This is a genomic window from Bacteroidota bacterium (assembly GCA_013696965.1).
Classification (GTDB): domain Bacteria; phylum Bacteroidota; class Bacteroidia; order JACCXN01; family JACCXN01; genus JACCXN01.
Map to the genome: position 1 here is coordinate 1 of JACCXN010000022.1, position 18677 is coordinate 18677.

Consider the following 18677-nt stretch of genomic DNA (forward strand, 5'->3'; position numbering starts at 1 on the left):
GCCGGTGATAAAGAGTATAAAGCCCCATCAAACAAAGAAGAAGAGGCTCTTACAGAAGTCTGGAAAGAAGTTTTGGGTGCAAAACAATTGAGTGTGGATTCTAATTTTTTCTCTTTGGGAGGAGATTCAATAAAAGCAATTCAGGTTGCATCTAAGCTAAAGAAGTTTGGATATAAACTGGATGTGAAAGATCTTTTTCAGCAATTAACCATTGAAAATATAGCGCCCCTGTTAAAGCAGGATCAATTGAAAGCTGAGCAGGGACCGGTTGAAGGAGAGGTTTTCTTAACACCGATTCAGCATTCGTTTTTCCAGGAGCAGCTTGCTGAGCCGCAGTATTATACCCAGGGTGCAGTGCTTTTTTTAAAGAACAGGTTCAATCATCAGTTGCTTGAAAATACCCTTGCAAAACTCACGGAGCAGCATGATGTTTTAAGGATGAGATTTGAAAAAGAAGGGGAGAAGGTAAAACAGATAAATACCGGCTTGCAAGGCAAACATTTTACTTTAGATATTGCAGAGATCGACTCTTTAGATACAAAACAGCAAATAAAGCAAAGCGCGGAGGAAGTACAGCGAAATTTAGACCTGGAAAAAGGCCCGCTTTTAAAAGCAATTCTTTTTAAAGCTCCGGAAGGCGATCATTTGCTGCTGGTTATCCATCATCTTGTTATAGATGGTGTTTCCTGGAGAATATTGATGGAGGATTTTATGATGTTCTACCAATCTGCAATGCAAAATCAATCTGTAGCATTGCTTCCAAAAACTACTTCTTACAAAGAGTGGGCAGATCAGCTTTTAAATTATGCCAATAGTGATGATTTATTAAAAGAAATTGATTTTTGGAAAAAGCTTGAAACAAACGGAGTATTTAAACTTCCAAAAGATAATACCTCGGCAGAAAATCTGTATAAACATAGTAAAGACATAAGTCTTAAATTATCAAAAGAAGAGACGGCAGATTTACTAAAAAACACCAACCACGCATATAACACTGAGGTAAATGATCTTTTATTAACCGCTCTTGGGCTTGCAGTTAAAGAATGGTCAGGAACAGGAAAGGTTTTAATTAACCTCGAAGGGCACGGAAGAGAAGATTTATTTAATAATTTAGATATCACAAGAACTGTAGGATGGTTTACTTCTCTTTATCCTGTTTTGCTTGAAGCTTCTTCAGAGGATCTTTCTCTTTGTATTAAAACTACCAAGGAAATGTTACGGAAGATTCCAAACAAAGGCATTGGTTATGGCATTTTAAAACATATTACATCTGCTGATTTAAAACAAGGACTACAGCTAAATCAAAAGCCTGAAATTAGTTTTAATTACTTGGGGCAGTTTGACGATCAGGAGAAATCAGATTTTGAAATAACACCTCTAACGCTTTCAGAAACTGTTAGTCCTGAAAACAAAAGAAGCTGTTCTATAGATATAAATGGAATGGTGATAGGCGGAGAACTGACTATGGAATTTTCCTACAGCTCGGAAGAATACAGGGAACAAACTATCAGCAGCCTGGTAAATGCCTACAAAATTCACTTACAGAACATAATCAATCATTGTATTAATAAAGAAGAAACTGAGATCACCCCAAGCGATTTAAGTTATTCCGATATAGCCCTTGACGATTTAGAAAATATTTTTGGATAAATGATCAGCAAGCAAAATCTCAAAGACCTTTACCCGCTTTCTCTTATGCAGGAGGGAATGTTGTTTCACGCATTGCTTGAAACTCAATCTACTGCCTATTTTGAGCAAACTTCTTATTTAATAAAAGGTAATCTTGATATTGAAATTTTCAAATACAGTCTTAACGAATTATTCAAAAGGCACGATGTGCTTAGAACTGTAATAGTTCATAAAAAAGTAGCACGTCCGCTGCAGGTAGTTTTAAAGGAATTAGAAGCTGCATTTTATTTTGAAGATTTAAGGCAACAATCTCCTGAAGAACAAAAAAAGGCAATTAGTGAATTTTGTGAAAAAGATGTTGTAAAAGGTTTTAATTTATCTGAAGATGTACTGATGCGCCTTGCTGTTTTGCAAACAGCTGATGATGCCTGGCGCGTTGTATGGAGCCATCACCATATTTTAATGGATGGATGGTGTGTGGGAATTCTACTTCAGGAATTTATGGAGCTTTACCGTGCTAAAAAAGCCGGAAGAGCAGCCCGGCTTTCCAAACCTATACCATACAGTACCTATATAAAATGGCTTGAAAAGCAGGATAAGAAATCTGCTTCAGAATATTGGAAAGAATATGTTGCAGGATACGAAGGACAAACTGTACTTCCTGAGCTATCAAAAACTTCTAAATCAGCTTACCAAAGGGCACAGGTTTCTTTAAAATTTGATACTGAAACCACTGCTAAGCTTGAGGGCCTGGCAAAGAAGAATGGTGTTACTTTAAATACACTTTTACAAGCTTGCTGGGCAATTCTTTTGCAAAAATACAATAGTTCTGATGATGTAGTTTTTGGAGCTGTTGTTTCCGGAAGACCTACAGAAATTGATGGTGTGGAATCAATGGTGGGGCTTTTCATAAATACGCTTGTTGTACGTGTTGCCTGCGGGGAGGATGAAACCCTTTCGCAGCTTTTGAAAAAAATGCAGCAGCAAGCCGGAGCATCAGACGCACACGCTTATTTCCCACTTGCAGAGGTGCAGTCATTTACTACTCAAAGGCAAAATTTAATCAACCATATTTTAGTTTTTGAAAATTATCCGCTTCAGCAGGAGCTTCAACAAATAAGCGATCCGGAATCCGGTTATACAATTGGTGATGTAGAATTATTCGAGCAAACCAACTACAACCTTACTGTAATGATTATGCCCGGCAAAGAAATAGCCGTTCATTTTGATTACAATGCCGCAGTTTTTAGTACTGTTGTAATGGATCAGCTTAAAACACATTTTTTTGCTGTAGTTACCCAAGCACTTGCCAATACTGATGTTTCAGTTGCTGCAATCAGTATAATCTCAGAAAAAGAAAAACAACAGATACTGCAGGATTTTAATGCCACAACTGTTACTTATCCAAAGCAATCTGTACTTGAATTATTTGAAGAACAGGTTTTAAAAACACCTGGAAAAGTTGCTGTAGTTTTTGATGATAAAAGTTTGAGCTATCAGCAGGTAGATAAATTATCTGATAAACTGGCTTCATACCTGCTGAACAACTACAAAATTCAGCCTGAGGAAATTATTGGCGTGATGCCTGAGCGTTCAGAGCAGGTGCTCGTTTGTTTACTTGGAATTTTAAAAGCAGGAGGGGTTTATCTTCCAATTGATCCGAATTATCCGCAGGAAAGAATAGAGCATATGCTGGAGGATAGCAGGGTTAAAGTGCTTTTATCTGAAGAAAAATTTAAAGCTCAACTCTCTTTTTATAAAGGAAAAATAGTTGAAATAACTTCTCTTGCTAATTATCCTGATAATGAAGAAAAGCCTGCACCGTTTCAATTACCTCGTGCAGATCAATTAGCATATATTATTTACACTTCTGGTTCTACCGGAAAACCCAAAGGTGTTGCCTGTACCCACCGCTGCCTGTATAACCTTATGGAATGGCAGCTCAGGGAAAGCGGCATTGGAGGCGGTTTAACTTCTATCCAATATGCATCTTTAAGTTTTGATGTTTCTGTGCAAGAGATGCTTTATAATGTCATTTCAGGAGGAACAATGCATGTTATTGATAATGATATGCGTCAGGATATGAACCGCCTTGCATTACTTCTGGATGAGAAACAAATAGAATTACTTACACTTCCTTTTTCTGCATTGAATCTTTTATTCTCTGTAAATAAGGATCTGCATAAAATAAAGAGTTTAAAGCACATTATAACTTCCGGTGAACAATTACAATTATCAGCAGGTATTAAAGAGTTTTTACTGAAAAGACCTGATGTGTATCTGCACAACCAGTATGGCCCATCAGAAACGCATGTAGTTACCAGTTATAGCCTTTGTGGAAAAGATAATTTGTCTGAAACACTTCCACCCATTGGAAAGCCTATCGCAAATACTACAGCTTATATTTTAGACAAAGCAGGAAATCCTGTTCCTGTGGGAGTTGCTGGTGAGTTATATTTAGGTGGAGTACAGGTAGCAAGGGGATATTTAAATCGCCAGGACCTTACTGCGGAGAAGTTTTTGCCAAATCCATTTACCCCGGGAGAAGTATTTTATAAAACCGGAGATCTTGCCAAATGGCTGCCGGATGGAAATATTATGTTCCTTGGAAGAATTGACGGACAGGTAAAAATCAGAGGGTTTAGAATAGAGCTTGGTGAGATAGAGAGTAATCTTTTAAACCATCCTGAAATAATAGAGGCAGCAGTAATTGTAAAGGAAATTCACTCAGGAGTTAAAGAACTTGCAGCATATATTGTTGCTCAAAAAGAACTAAGCTTAAATGAAATAAGGAAGTACCTGGGCAAAAGCCTTCCGGAATATATGATACCGGCTTATTTTAGCTCACTTGAAAAATTACCGCTTAGTCCAAACGGAAAAGTGGACAAAAGAGCTCTGCCTGAGCCGGAAGGTGGTCTTGCAACAGGAACAGAATATGTTGAGCCTTCAACGGAAACAGAAAAGCAACTGGCTCTTATTTGGCAGGAGCTTTTAGGTGTTGAGAAGATTGGTTTAAAAGATAACTTTTTTGATTTAGGCGGACACTCACTTAAGGCTACAATGCTTGTATCTCGTATACACAAAGCTCTTGATAAAGAAGTTCCGTTAAGAGAAGTTTTTGCATTGCCTACCATTGGCCAGTTATCGGCATTTATTGAAAATTCAGGAACTCAGAAATTTTCTTCCATTCAACCTGCAGAAAAAAAAGAGTTTTATCCCTTGTCTTCTGCTCAAAAAAGAATGTTTGTTTTAAACAGCTTTGAAGGTGTTGGAACAAGTTATAATATTTCAGGAGTTTTTAAACTTGTTGGTGAAATCGATATTAATCAGTTTGAAACTGCTGTTAAAGAAACCATCAATAACCACGAAATTCTAAGGACTTCCTTTAAATTAATTGAAAATGAAGCTGTGCAGATTATCCATCAGGAACTAGATTTTCGAGTTGTTAAAATTAATTGCTCAGAAATTGAACTTCCTGAAATATTAGATAATTTCATTCAGCCTTTTGATCTTTCGCAGGCACCATTAATCAGAATTGCGCTGATAAATTTGGAACAAGAAGAATATGTTCTTGCCACAGATATTCATCATATAATTTCAGATGGCGTTTCTATTCAGCTTTTACTGGAAGAAATCTGCCAAAGGTATGAAGGAGTATTTTCTGCAAGTAAAGTTTTGGAATACAAAGATTTTTCAAGCTGGCAATTTGATAACCTTTCAAATGAAGGTTTTTCTGAGCATAAAAAATATTGGAAGAATAAATTTTCTGAAGATGTTAACCGCGCTGATTTACCCGCAGATTTTGAAAGACCGGCATCTCAAAGTTTTGAAGGAGATTTACTAAAAATTTCTTTAAAGCAGGATGATGCAGCGCTTATTAAAAACCTTACTGAAAGAAATGGGATTACCCCATATATGTTTTTTCTTTCTGTCTTTTATGCCTTTATCCACAGATATACCCGTCAAAATGATATTTGTATAGGAACCCCTGTTTCCGGTCGTACACATAAGGATCTTCAAAATATACAGGGAATGTTTGTAAACACACTGCCTTTAAGAAATCAAGTAAATCCGGCAGGGGCTTTTGAAGAATTGCTCTCAAATACAAAAAATGAAGTTTTAGATACTTTAAAATATCAGGATTATCCTTTTGAAGAATTACTGCTGCAACTGCAGCTTGAAAAAGATACCAGCCGAAATCCATTGTTTGATTATATGTTTTCTTTTCTGGAAGATGTTACTGCTGATTTTTCAACAAAAGATTTTAAAGTTAAGCATTTAGAAAGTACAGATCACAAGACTTCTATGTTTGATCTTTCACTGGAAGTTTTAAAAACAGGTGAAAATTATACTTTATGCTGGGAGTTCTGTACCAGGATATTCAAAAAGCAAACAGTTGAAAATTTTGCAGCGCATTACCTGAACCTGTTAAAAGTTTTTTTACAAGATGAAAAATTAAAGATTTCAGAAGCAGGAATATTATCTGAATGTGAAATTAAGCATCAGTTAAACATTCTTTCCGGTGGTGCTACAAAACCATTTGATTTAACCTGGCTTGATCTTTTTAATAATGTGGTTGAATCTTATCCTGATAAAACTGCATTAATCAGAAACAATAATGAAATATCATATAGGGAATTAAATGAAAAAGCCAACGCACTTGCACATAAACTTATAGAAGGTGGTGTAGGCGCTGAACAGGTTGTGGCATTGAGAATGAAATCATCGCCTGAATTTATTTACAGTGTTATTGGTATTTTAAAAGCCGGAGCGGCTTATCTTCCTATTGATATTGAATACCCGGCAGACAGGGCTTTATATATGCTTGATAATTCCGGTGCCAAAGTATTAATTACCTCACCTGATTTTGCTTCTGATATATCTTTTAGTGGCTCTTCTTTAGAGGCTAATGCTGAATTATTTAACGGCAAAAAAGAAAATCCGGAAGCAAGATGCACAGCCGATAATATGGCTTATATTCTTTTTACTTCAGGATCAACAGGAAAACCAAAGGGAGTAATTACCGAGCATAGAGGAATTGCTAATTATGTTGATGTTCTGCCAAAACTTTTAGGTTTAACGTCCGAGGATACTTTTGTGCAGCACGCTTCTGTTTCTTTCGATGTAAGTGTTGATGAAATATTCTGTTCTTTAGGTATAGGTGCTACTTTAATTCTTCCAAATGACAGAAAAAATCTTGATGAGCTTATAGATATTGTTGAATCCGGGAAGTTAACCTTCTATGAAGGCACACCACTTATTTTAAGTTATATAAATGAAAATGCCATTACTAAAGGGAATCTGAAAAAAGTTTGGGTTGGGGGTGATACTTTAAAATTAAGTGACTGCAAAAAACTTTTACCTGAAATTGAAATTATTAATGGTTACGGGCCTACTGAGGCATCTATCACGGCTTCCTGGTATACGCTTAATGGAGATGAAAAAGAAATACCTATTGGAAAACCCATTCCTAATTACAGGCTTTTTGTAGTTGACAACAATCTTAACCTGATGCCTGAGGGTGCAATTGGTGAACTTTGCATCGGAGGCATAGGGCTTGCAAGAGAATATTTAAATAGCCCTGAATTAACAAAAGAGAAATTTACCTTTCTTAAACAAACCGATGAAAGAATTTACAGAACAGGAGATTTAGTGAAATGGCTGCCTGATGGAAACCTTGCTTTTTTGGGAAGAATTGACAATCAGGTTAAGATAAGAGGGCAGCGGATAGAACTTGGCGAAATAGAGAATAAATTAGAAGCAATTGAAAACATTTCACAAGTTGCTGTAATTGATAAAACAAATGCAGAGGGATCTAAATATCTGGTTGCATATTATGTTTCAGAAAAAGAAATCTCATCTGAAATAATCAGGAAAAATTTAACAGCTAGCTTGCCTGATTATATGGTTCCTGCACATTTTGTACGTTTGGAAAAACTGCCAAAAACGGCTAACGATAAGCTGGATAGAAAAGCACTTCCAGAACCTTTTTCAGTTATTAAAAGAAAAGAATACAAAGCACCTTCAACAGAATTAGAAAAAGCAGCTTGTGAAGCATTTAAAACTGTTCTAAAAGCCTCCTTAATTGGAGTGGAGGATAATTTCTTTGATTGTGGCGGAGATTCTCTAAAGGCAATGATTTTGTCTTCGGTGATAAATAAAGCACTAGGCATCAAATTAGGAATTGAAGTAATCTTTAAAAATCCCACACCAGGAGAAATAGCTGCTATTGCTGCAACTCTTGGAAAATCTGATTATAAAGAGATTTCACAGGTACCTGAACAGGAATATTACCAACTCTCGCCTTCACAAACAAGATTATGGTTGCTGGATAAAATCCACGGAAATTCTGTGGATTATAATATGGCTGATTTATTCACCTTTAATGAAGCTGTAAAACCGCATATACTGGAGAAAGCATTTGATACAGTTGTACAAAGACATGAGGCAATCAGAACAAATTTTGTTGAGATAGAAGGGCAGCCAAAACAGAAAATAAATCAAGCGCTTTCTTTTAAGCTCAATATGCTTGATTTTAGCAATGAAGTAAATTCAAAAGCAAAGACGGAACTTCTTTATAAAAACGAATGTGATTTTGTGTTTGATCTTTCAAAGGATCTGTTGCTGCGAGCTACGCTTGTAAAAGAAAAAGAAAATACCTGGCACCTGATCTTCAATATACACCATATTGTGAGTGATGGCTGGTCGATGAATATTTTTAAAAACGAACTTGTTGCTCTTTACCGCGCTTTTGAAAGTGAACAGGAGAACCCTTTAGCGCCTCTTCGCATTCAATATAAAGATTATGCCTCCTGGCAACAGGAGCAGATCGTTGGAAGCAACCTGCATGCATTAAAAAATTATTGGCATAAAGTGCTTGAGGGCGAGCTTCCAGTAATGGAACTTCCTTATGACTTTAGTTACGCACATGCAAAAAAAGGCTCAGGAAGCAGGTATTCGTTTGTATTAGACAATGAACTAAAAAATAAGCTGAATAAACTTGCTTTAAGTTCTAATTCCAGCTTGTTTATGGTGCTGCTCTCAGGGTTTAACATACTGTTGCAGCGCTTGAGTAATACCCAGGATATTATTATCGGAACGCCCGTTGCAGGCCGTGGCCACGAAGATTTGAAAAGATTAATAGGTTTCTTTTTAAATACTGTAGTGCTTCGAAACCAGGTTTCGGCAGAGCTAAATATTGAGGAATATCTTAAAGCCGTTAAAGAAAATACGCTTCAGGCTTTAGAAAATCAGGATTATCCTTTTGAACAGCTTGTTGATGATCTGAAAATCCCAAGAGATATCAACCGTTTCCCGATTACTTCTGTATTCTTTAATATGCTAAATCTTGATGGAGAAAATCACGGGGATTTAGCAGAATCAAAATCATCTTTTGAACATCACAACAACAAAGTAAAATTTGATCTGAATGTTTATGCATCAGAGTATAACAACGGCTTGCAACTTACCTTGGAATATAAAAACGAACTTTTTCTTCCTCAGACGATAGAGGCGTTTTCTGAAAAATTTAAACAAATACTTGAACAATTAGCAGAGGATTCTTCTGTTGCAGTAAAAGATATTTCTACTCATATAACTAAAAACACTCCATTGCCTTATCAGGAGGTTGAATGGTATAAGGACGAATTAACAGTTCCTGAAGTGTTGCAAAATTGCTTTAAAAAGTATGCATCTAATGTGGCATTTAAAACAGCTGCTACAGAATTTAAATATTCGGATTTAAATGAAATTTCAAATCAGCTTGCAAGGCATCTTTCTAAATTTGGGACAAAACAAAGAGTTGCTATTTGTTTGGAGCACAATGAGTTTTTAGCAGTTGCAATTACGGGTGTTTTAAAGTCAGGAAATGCTTATGTGCCCATTGATCCTGCATATCCTGTTAGCAGGTTGAAATTTATTGTTGAAGAATCGCAGCCTGTTGCAATCATAACTGATAAAGCAAATAAATCACTTGCAAACGAGCTTTTAAATAAAAACAGTATTTGCTTAGATGAATCAGAAGCAGCTTATCTTTTAGAAAGTGCAGAAGATTTCATTGTTAAAGTAAATGCGGAAGATGAGGCATATGTGCTTTATACCTCCGGAAGTACCGGCCAGCCAAAAGGAGTTTCACAAACACATAAAGGAATTTTGCATTTTGCCTCTATTTATGCAGCAGCGATTGGTATTACAGCCGAGGATAAATTATCAGGTTTTTCTTCGGTTTGTTTTGATTCATTCAATCACGAATTATTTCCTGCTCTTTTCTCGGGAGCTTCTTACCTGCCGCTTTCATTAAAAAGTGGAATTACAATAAATGAGCTGTCAGATTGGACAAACGAAAATAAGATTACAGTATGGCAATCTGTACCAACTGTTTTCAGGCAGTTTGCAGATGAGGTAACAGAAAAAAATATAGTTCTTTCCGGAATTCGTATACTAAAAATGACCGGAGAGGCATCCACTAGGGAAGATTTTGAGAAATTTAAAAAGATAACCAATGCTCTGGCCACCTTTGTGGTAAGTTACGGTTCCACGGAAAATAGTTTAACTACTATTAATTTATTTACTCACAACAGTGCTGTAACCAAAGCAGCATTGCCTGCAGGAAATGCAGTTAATAATACAGATATAATAATTTTAAATTCATCAGGGAAAACAGCTGATGCTCTTGAAGCAGGAGAAGTCATTTTGCATAGTCCGGGGCTCACAAAAGGCTATCTGAATATTGTTGAAAATGATAAGATTTTTGTAACTATTGAAAATAAGAAATATTACAAAAGTGGTGATATAGGTCGTTTAAACCTTTCCGGACAACTGGAGATATTGGGTAGAAAAGACGGGCAGGTAAAAATACGTGGAATGCGTATTGAACTTTCTGAAATTGAAGCAGGTTTACTTGCTTATCCGGAAGTTAAACTTGCTGCCGCTACTATTTCTGAGAATAATGATGGATTAAAAAGATTGGTAGCATACGTAATATCAAGTAAATCACTTGATTCAACCGAGCTAAGAAACCACCTGTCAAAGCACTTGCCTGAGCATATGATTCCTGCAGTATTTGTTCAGCTGGAGAAATTTCCAATGACACCAAGCGGTAAAGTTGATAGAAAAGCTTTGCCTGCACCTGATGAAACGGCCCTTTCTTCCTCAACTGTTTATGTTGCCCCTAGAAATACAACAGAAGAAAAACTTGCTCAAATGTGGCAGCAATTACTGGATGTTAAGCAGGTTGGCGTTACGGATAACTTTTTTGAATTGGGCGGACATTCTCTTAAAGCCTCCTCTTTTGTTGCAAGAGTTAATAAAGAATTTCAGCGAAATCTGCCGTTAAAGCAAATCTTTATAACACCGACAATTGAGGGAGTTGCAGCATATATTGAAAAATCCTCAAAGAGTGCTTTAAATACATTAATTTCAGTAGGAGGTGCCGGTAAATATCCTGTATCTTCCGCACAGATGCGACTCTTCCTGCTCAACCAGTTTGACCCGGAAAGTACTGGTTATAATATGCCGAATGTGATGGAGGTGCACGGAAGGATTGACAGGCAAAAGGTGGAAGCAATATTTCAGATGTTAATCAGTAGACATGAATCCCTGCGTACATCTTTTGAAATGTCCGGTACTGAATTGTTACAGAAAGTAGGGGAAGAAGTTTCCTTCAACCTGGAAAAGATAGAAACCTCGGTTGAAGATGCAGAGAAGGCAATTAGCAGATTTATCCGACCTTTCGATTTGTTACAGGCCCCACTTTTAAGGGCAGGGCTGGTTTCTATCACAGAAGATCATTTTCTGCTGCTTTTTGACATGCATCACATTATTTCTGATGGAACTTCAATGCAGTTAATAACAACAGATTTTATAAAATTATATCGCGGTGAAGCACTTGAGCCTCTTGCAGTGCAATACAAAGACTATGCAGTATGGCAAAAAGAATCATATAAAAATGAAAGGCTGCTTAAGGAGGAAAAATACTGGCTCGATAAATTCGAAGATCTGCCCGAGGTGCTCGAACTTCCTTATGATCTGCCGCGACCGAGAGAGCAAAGTTTCCGGGGCGACAGAGCAGAGGCGGTTATTGACAAAGAACTGCTCAATAAATTCAAAAACCTTCTTCAGCAGAATGAGGTCACACTTTACATGGGCCTGCTTGCCGTGTACAACATTCTCTTAGCGAAATACAGCGGACAGGAAGATCTAATTGTAGGTTCACCGGTGGCTGGTCGTAATCATCCCGGTTTGGAACCTGTACTGGGCATGTTTGTCAATACGCTTGCTATTCGTAACCAGCCTGCAAAAAATAAAACCTTTAATCAGCTAATTGCAGAGGTTAAGGAAAATGCGCTTGATGCATTTGAAAATCAGGAATACCCCTTTGAACAGCTTGTGGATAAGCTGAAGATTGAAAAAAACCTTGGTCGTAACCCTCTCTTTGATGTTACGCTCGTGCTGCAGAATATGGATACTGCGGATCAGAATATTGAGGGAATTTCATTCAAGCCATACGACCTTAGAAACTATACCAGCAAATTTGATTTAACGCTTTCCGCATTAGAAGAGAGTGAAGGCCTGCTGCTGAACATGGAATATTCGACCGATTTATTTAAGCATTCTACAATAGAAAGAATGCTTAGGCATTTTGAACAGATCATTGCTGAAGTTGTTACTGATTCCAACAAAACAATTGCTGCTATTAACCTGTTAACTTATGCGGAAACAAAGAAAGTAACTGAAGAATTTTCATGTATAAGGGCTCCATATCCAAAAGAAAAAACAATTGTTGAGCTATTTGAGGAACAGGTGCTGAAAACCCCTGACCTTTTCGCAATTTCTTTAGATGGCAATAAGCTAAGCTATGCCGAACTCAACAGGCGTGCTAATCAGATAGCTGCACAGCTTTTGAAAAAAGGGGTTAAGATGGATGAACTTGTTGCTATAATAACAAGCCGGTCTGTTGAAACAATCATAGGAATGTTAGGTGTTCTTAAAGCGGGAGCGGGTTATGTACCGGTTGATGGGGATTATCCGGCTGAACGGATACAATTTATTCTTCATGATTGCAATGCCCGAGCGCTTTTAGTGAATGGGCAACTTCCTTCGGTTTCATTTGAAGGTGCAATCATTGACCTCTCTTCCGAATCAATTTACGATACGGATTATCCCAATCCATCAACAATAAGTGGTCCCCGAGATTTAGCATATGCTATTTACACGTCAGGTACAACAGGTCAGCCAAAGGGAGTGCTTGTAGAAAATCAGGCTGTTGTACGCCTTGTGAAAAATACCAATTATATTTCCATAAAGGAGGGAGACAAGCTGCTTCAGACAGGATCCATTTCCTTTGATGCTTCCACCTTTGAAATATGGGGAGCATTGCTCAACGGTGCTGAGCTTCATTTGTGCAGCCTGGATGATATGCTTGACCCTAAAAAACTCAAGTCCATCATAAATGAAAACAAAATAGATATTCTATGGCTTACAACCTCTTTCTTCCATCAGCTTGCGGATGCACATATTGAAACTTTTTCAGGGCTAAATTATTTAGGATTTGGAGGTGACCGTTGTTTGACACACCTTGTCAACAAAGTGAGGGATGCATATCCAGGAATGCAGCTAGTGCATTTCTACGGCCCTACGGAGAACACTACTTTTTCAACTGCGCATAATATTGTTGAAACATATCAAGGTGCTGTACCCATTGGTATTCCTATTGCCAACTCTGAGGTTTATATTCTGGACGATGAAAGAAAGGCAGTACCGATAGGAGTAAGAGGATATTTGTATGTTGGAGGAGACGGACTTTCCAGAGGTTACTTGAATAGACATGAACTTACCTCTGAAAAATTCGTTACGCATCCATTTAAGGACGGAAAAAAGCTATATTTTACTGGTGATATAGCCAGGTGGCTGGAAGATGGAACAATTGAATTTTTGGGTCGTGATGATCACCAGGTTAAAATTAGGGGCTTCAGAATTGAATTGGGTGAAATAGAGCAGTGTCTTATGGAATGCTCTTATGTAAAACAGGCATCTGTGATTGACTGGAATCCGGAAAACAATAATAAGCAGTTGGTAGCTTATCTTGTTATGAGAGGAGAAGCAAATTTTGATCAGGTAAAAAAATATTTAAATGATAAGCTGCCTGAATATATGATTCCTGCATACTTTATGGCTGTAGAAAAACTTCCTCTTACCCGTAATGGTAAACTAGACAGGCGGGCACTTCCAGAACCAGTTATGGAAGAAACTGGCAAGGTTAAATTTATTGTACCAGCAACAGAAATTCAGTTAAAAGTAGCTTCTGCATGGAAGGAGCTTTTAAAAATAGATCGGGTATGTATTAAAGATAATTTTTTTGATAAAGGTGGACATTCGCTTAAAGCCGCACAACTTGTTTCACTAATAAGGGCTCAAATGGGTGTGGAAATTTCCTTGAGGGAAATATTCAGAAACCCTACTTTAGAAGGGATTGCCAATTTTATTGAAAAAGCAGAAGAAGTTAATAATGAAAGCATACCAACTTATCCTGAAAGTCCTTTTTATCCTGTTTCAGCTGCACAGCGCAGGATGTTTGTTATCAATCAATTTGAAGATAATAAAGGTACAGCCTATAATATTCCTTTTGCGCTAAGAGTAAAAGGAATAATTGATAAAACCAAACTGGAACAGGTATTAAATCAGCTGATTCAGCGACACGAGATATTAAGAACAACTTTTGAATTAAGAGATGGAGAACCGGTACAGCTTGTTCAGGAAAATTTACTGCTAAAACCTGAATATCTTAATGCATCTGAAAAGGAAATCGAACAAACAATTTATGCTTTTGTTCGTCCTTTCAATCTTTCTGAAGCTCAATTGGTCAGAGTGTCACTGGTGAATATTGGAGACGAAGATAACCTCTTGCTTTTTGATATGCACCACATAATTTCTGATGGGGTTTCTGTGGAGATAATGGTAAAGGAATTCGTTTCGCTTTACAGTAATGAGGCCCTTGAGCCGTTAAAAATTCAATATAAAGATTTTGCAAATTGGCAGTTTGAGCAGTTTAATAACGGGGCTATTCAAAAGCAACAGCAATATTGGGTAGAACAGTTTAAAGATGATGTTCCGCTGCTTGATTTGCCTACTGATTTTGCCCGTTCTGCAATACAGAATTTTTCAGGAGATAATGCAGGTGTTTTGCTGGATTCAGGTACTTCAGAAGAGATAAGAGCATTCTGTAAAAATAAAGGTGTAACACCTTATATGTTCTTTCTAAGCATTTACTACGTGCTGCTTCACCGCTACACCAATCAAAATGATATTGTTGTAGGTACAGCTGTTGCAGGTCGTTCACACGCTGACCTTCATTCTTTGATAGGTATGTTTGTAAATACACTTGCTTTAAGAAACCATCCAAATTCGACATCTGTTTTTGAGGATTTTTTAATTTCTGTTAAAGAAAATACTTTAAAAGCCTTAGATAACCAGGATTATCCCTTTGAAGACCTTGTTGAACAAATCGAATTAAAGCGCGACATCAGCCGTAATCCTTTGTTTGATGTTTTCTTTAACTACCAGGTAAAACAGGAAGAGCAGTTTTTGGTAGATGGATGGGAAATTTCTGTTCCGGAATTTGAAAATAAAATAGCAAAGTTTGACTTAAAGCTGGACGTTCAGGAGCAGGAAAATAATTTTGAAATTGAATTTTCTTTTGCCACAGAACTCTTTAAAAAAGACACAATTAATCAGTTGCTAAGGCATTTTACGAATTTACTTTCCGCTTCCCTGGCTGATCCCAAAAAGGCTTTAAATAAGCTCGAAATGCTCTCAGAGCAGGAGAAAGAAACCCTGCTTTATTCTTTCAATGATACCAAAGCTGCATTTCCAAGAAAAATGCTTCAGGAAATTTTTGAAGAACAGGTATTAAAAAGAGGGAATGATACTGCAATCATCTGGGATGGCGGAAGTATGAGCTATGATGAGCTGAATAAAAAATCAAATAAACTGGCTCATCATTTAAGAATCAATTGCGGAGTTGAAAGAGAAGAAATAGTCGGTTTACTTGTGGACCGCAGTGAATGGATGCTGGTGGCTATTCTGGGAGTGCTTAAAGCCGGAGGTACTTACCTTCCGATTGATCCTGATTATCCAGAAGACAGAATCGGCTATATGCTTGAAGACAGTGGTTGCAAAATAATTGTTACCCGCTCAGATTTAAAAGATTTAATAAAAAATGAAATCCAGATAGTTCTTGCTGATGCTGAAGAAATCAAAGATCAGCCGGAGCAAAATTTACCTTTGGTTAATCAGCCAGATGATCGCTGCTATATTATCTATACTTCAGGTTCTACGGGCCGTCCCAAAGGTGTGCAGATAAGCCACCACAATGTGGTAAGACTGTTATTTAACGACCGTAATCTTTTTGATTTTAATGCTAATGATACCTGGAGCCTTTTCCATTCCTACTGTTTCGATTTTTCTGTATGGGAAATGTATGGAGCTTTATTGTATGGAGGGAAATTATTAATTGTTCCAAAGGAAACGGCTCAGAATCCACCTGAGTTTGTTGAGCTTGCAGCACGACATAAGGTAACGGTGCTTAATCAAACCCCCGGTGCTTTCTATAATTTCATCAGATCAGAGCAGGAGCGTGGTGAAAAAGATCCCCATTTACGATACATAATTTTTGGCGGAGAAGCCTTGCATCCTTCACGATTAAAAGGCTGGCACCAAAAATATCCTGAAGTAAAGCTGGTGAATATGTATGGAATTACAGAAACTACTGTTCACGTAACTTATAAAGAAATTGGAGAAAAGGAAATAGCTGCCGGTATCAGTAATATTGGCATTCCTATACCAACACTAAGCTGCTATATAATGGATATGCACCAAAATCTTCAGCCAGTTGGTGTCTCAGGTGAACTTTGTGTTGGTGGAGAAGGCTTATCCAAAGGGTATTTAAACAGAGAAGAACTTACTGCGGAAAAATTCATTCCTCATCCATACATCAAAGGAGAGAAACTTTACCGCTCAGGTGACCTTGCAAAATGGCTTGATAACGGAGAACTTGAATACCTGGGAAGGATAGACCACCAGGTAAAAATCAGGGGCTTTAGAATTGAGCTGGGTGAAATAGAAAAGGCAATCGATAACCATCCTGCAATTAAACAGGCTGTGGTAATAGATAGGGAAGATGAAAAGGGAGAAAAATATCTTTGCGCCTACATTGTAGAAAAAGATGGAAGTACTGTAACAACTTCACAAATGAGAGATCATTTAAGAAGTCCACTTCCGGATTATATGGTTCCATCATTCTTCATTAAACTGGATGAAATACCGCTTACTTCTAACGGAAAAGTTGCAAGAAAAGAATTGCCATTACCCGGTGGAGTTGTTGATACCGGTGCTGAATATATTGCACCGCGAAATAAAACAGAACAGCAACTGGAGCAAATCTGGAGAGAAATTTTAAAAGTTAAAAAAATCAGCGTAAAAGATAACTTCTTTGATTTGGGAGGGCATTCACTAAAAGCAACACAGGTGCTGGCAAGAATAAGAGAGCAATTAAATGCCGGTGTTACTTTCCGAGATTTATTTACTTATACTACCATCGAAGATCTTGCTTCTGTTATACAAAATAAAGGAGTGGTTAAGGGAATTCCGGGAATTATTTCATTGCCGGAACAGGAGTATTATTCGGCTTCTTTTGCACAGCAGCGCCTTTGGCTGATGAATAAAATTGAAGGAGCGGCTTCTGCTTTTAATATGCCAATGGCTTATGTGCTGGATGGAGAACTAAATATCTCTGCTTTCAAAAAAGCTTTTGATACTTTAATTCAGCGTCATGAATCGCTCAGAACCACTTTTATTGCTGTAAATGGCGTACCAAAACAGAAAATTCACAAGCAGCTAAATTTTGCAATCAAAGAAGAAGATCTTTCAGCAAATCTTAATAAGAATGAGCTTGTAAAAGCTTATGCAGAAAATGAAGTTAAAACTGCCTTTGATTTAGAGAAAGGGCCATTATTAAGGGCTTCGCTGATTAAAATGGAAGCTGAAAAATTTATTTTCCTTTTTACAATGCACCACATTATAAGTGATGGCTGGTCTATGGGTGTGCTTACAAAAGAATTGTTTACCCTGTATGATGCTTATTGTAGTAAAAAGGAAAATCCGCTGCAAGACCTCAAAGTGCACTATAAAGAATACGCTGCCTGGCAGGAAACCTTAATGGAAGCAGGAAATATTGAAATTTACAGAAACTACTGGAAACAAAAATTGAATAATAATTTGCCTGTACTTGAGGTAAATATTGATTATTCACGTCCGGCTGTAAAAACTTTTAATGGAGCTTTCCATCGCTTTGTATTTTCTAATGAATTAACTGAAGCCATTAAGAAATCAGCTAAAGATTCAAATGTGAGTACTTTTGTGATGGTTCAGTCAATATTTAAAGTTATGCTTTACAAACAAACTGCGGAGGAAGATATTATTATTGGAACACCTGTGGCCGGAAGGGTTCATAAAGATCTTGAAAATCAGATAGGGTTTTTCATTAATACTTTGCCTTTAAGAAATAAAATATCCTGGACGGATACTTTAAAGGAAGTTGTTGAAAGAGTTGGAAAAACTACCATTGAGGCTTACGAAAACCAACTTTATCCATTTGACAGAATGGTGGAAGATTTAAAGGTTAAGCGTGATGCCAGCCGTTCACCGATTTTTGATATTGGCATCACCTGGCAGGATTATGAGGATTTACAGAAAGACCAGGTAAATTCTATTACTATTTCGAGCCTTGAAACTGAGCTGAAATTTGCAAAATATGACCTGTGGTTATATGGATTTGAAACAGAGGATGGCATTGATTTCAGTTTTGAATTTAACACAGACTTATACAAGAAGTCTACCGTAGAGAACCTTTCAGAACAACTGATTAAAATAGCAAATGAATTTGCTTCAGGTTTAAATAAACAGATTTCAGATATTGAACTGGAAGAAAAAACCGCTAATGTGGCTAATGAAAACACTTCTGAAGCATCATTTGATTTCAATTTTTAAAGGAT

Annotated in this window: 2 protein-coding genes; both read left to right on the plus strand. The window is 37.1% G+C overall.

All coding sequences use genetic code 11. From position 1 onward, the window contains the following. Positions 1–1650, plus strand: a 1650-nt coding sequence (locus tag H0V01_03985; protein ID MBA2582532.1) for a hypothetical protein, incomplete at its 5' end; no start/stop codon positions are given. Continuing rightward, a complete protein-coding gene (locus H0V01_03990) occupies positions 1651–18672 on the plus strand; it encodes a non-ribosomal peptide synthase/polyketide synthase (GenBank protein MBA2582533.1) in 17022 nt (5673 codons plus the stop codon). Positions 18673–18677 lie beyond the last annotated feature (5 nt).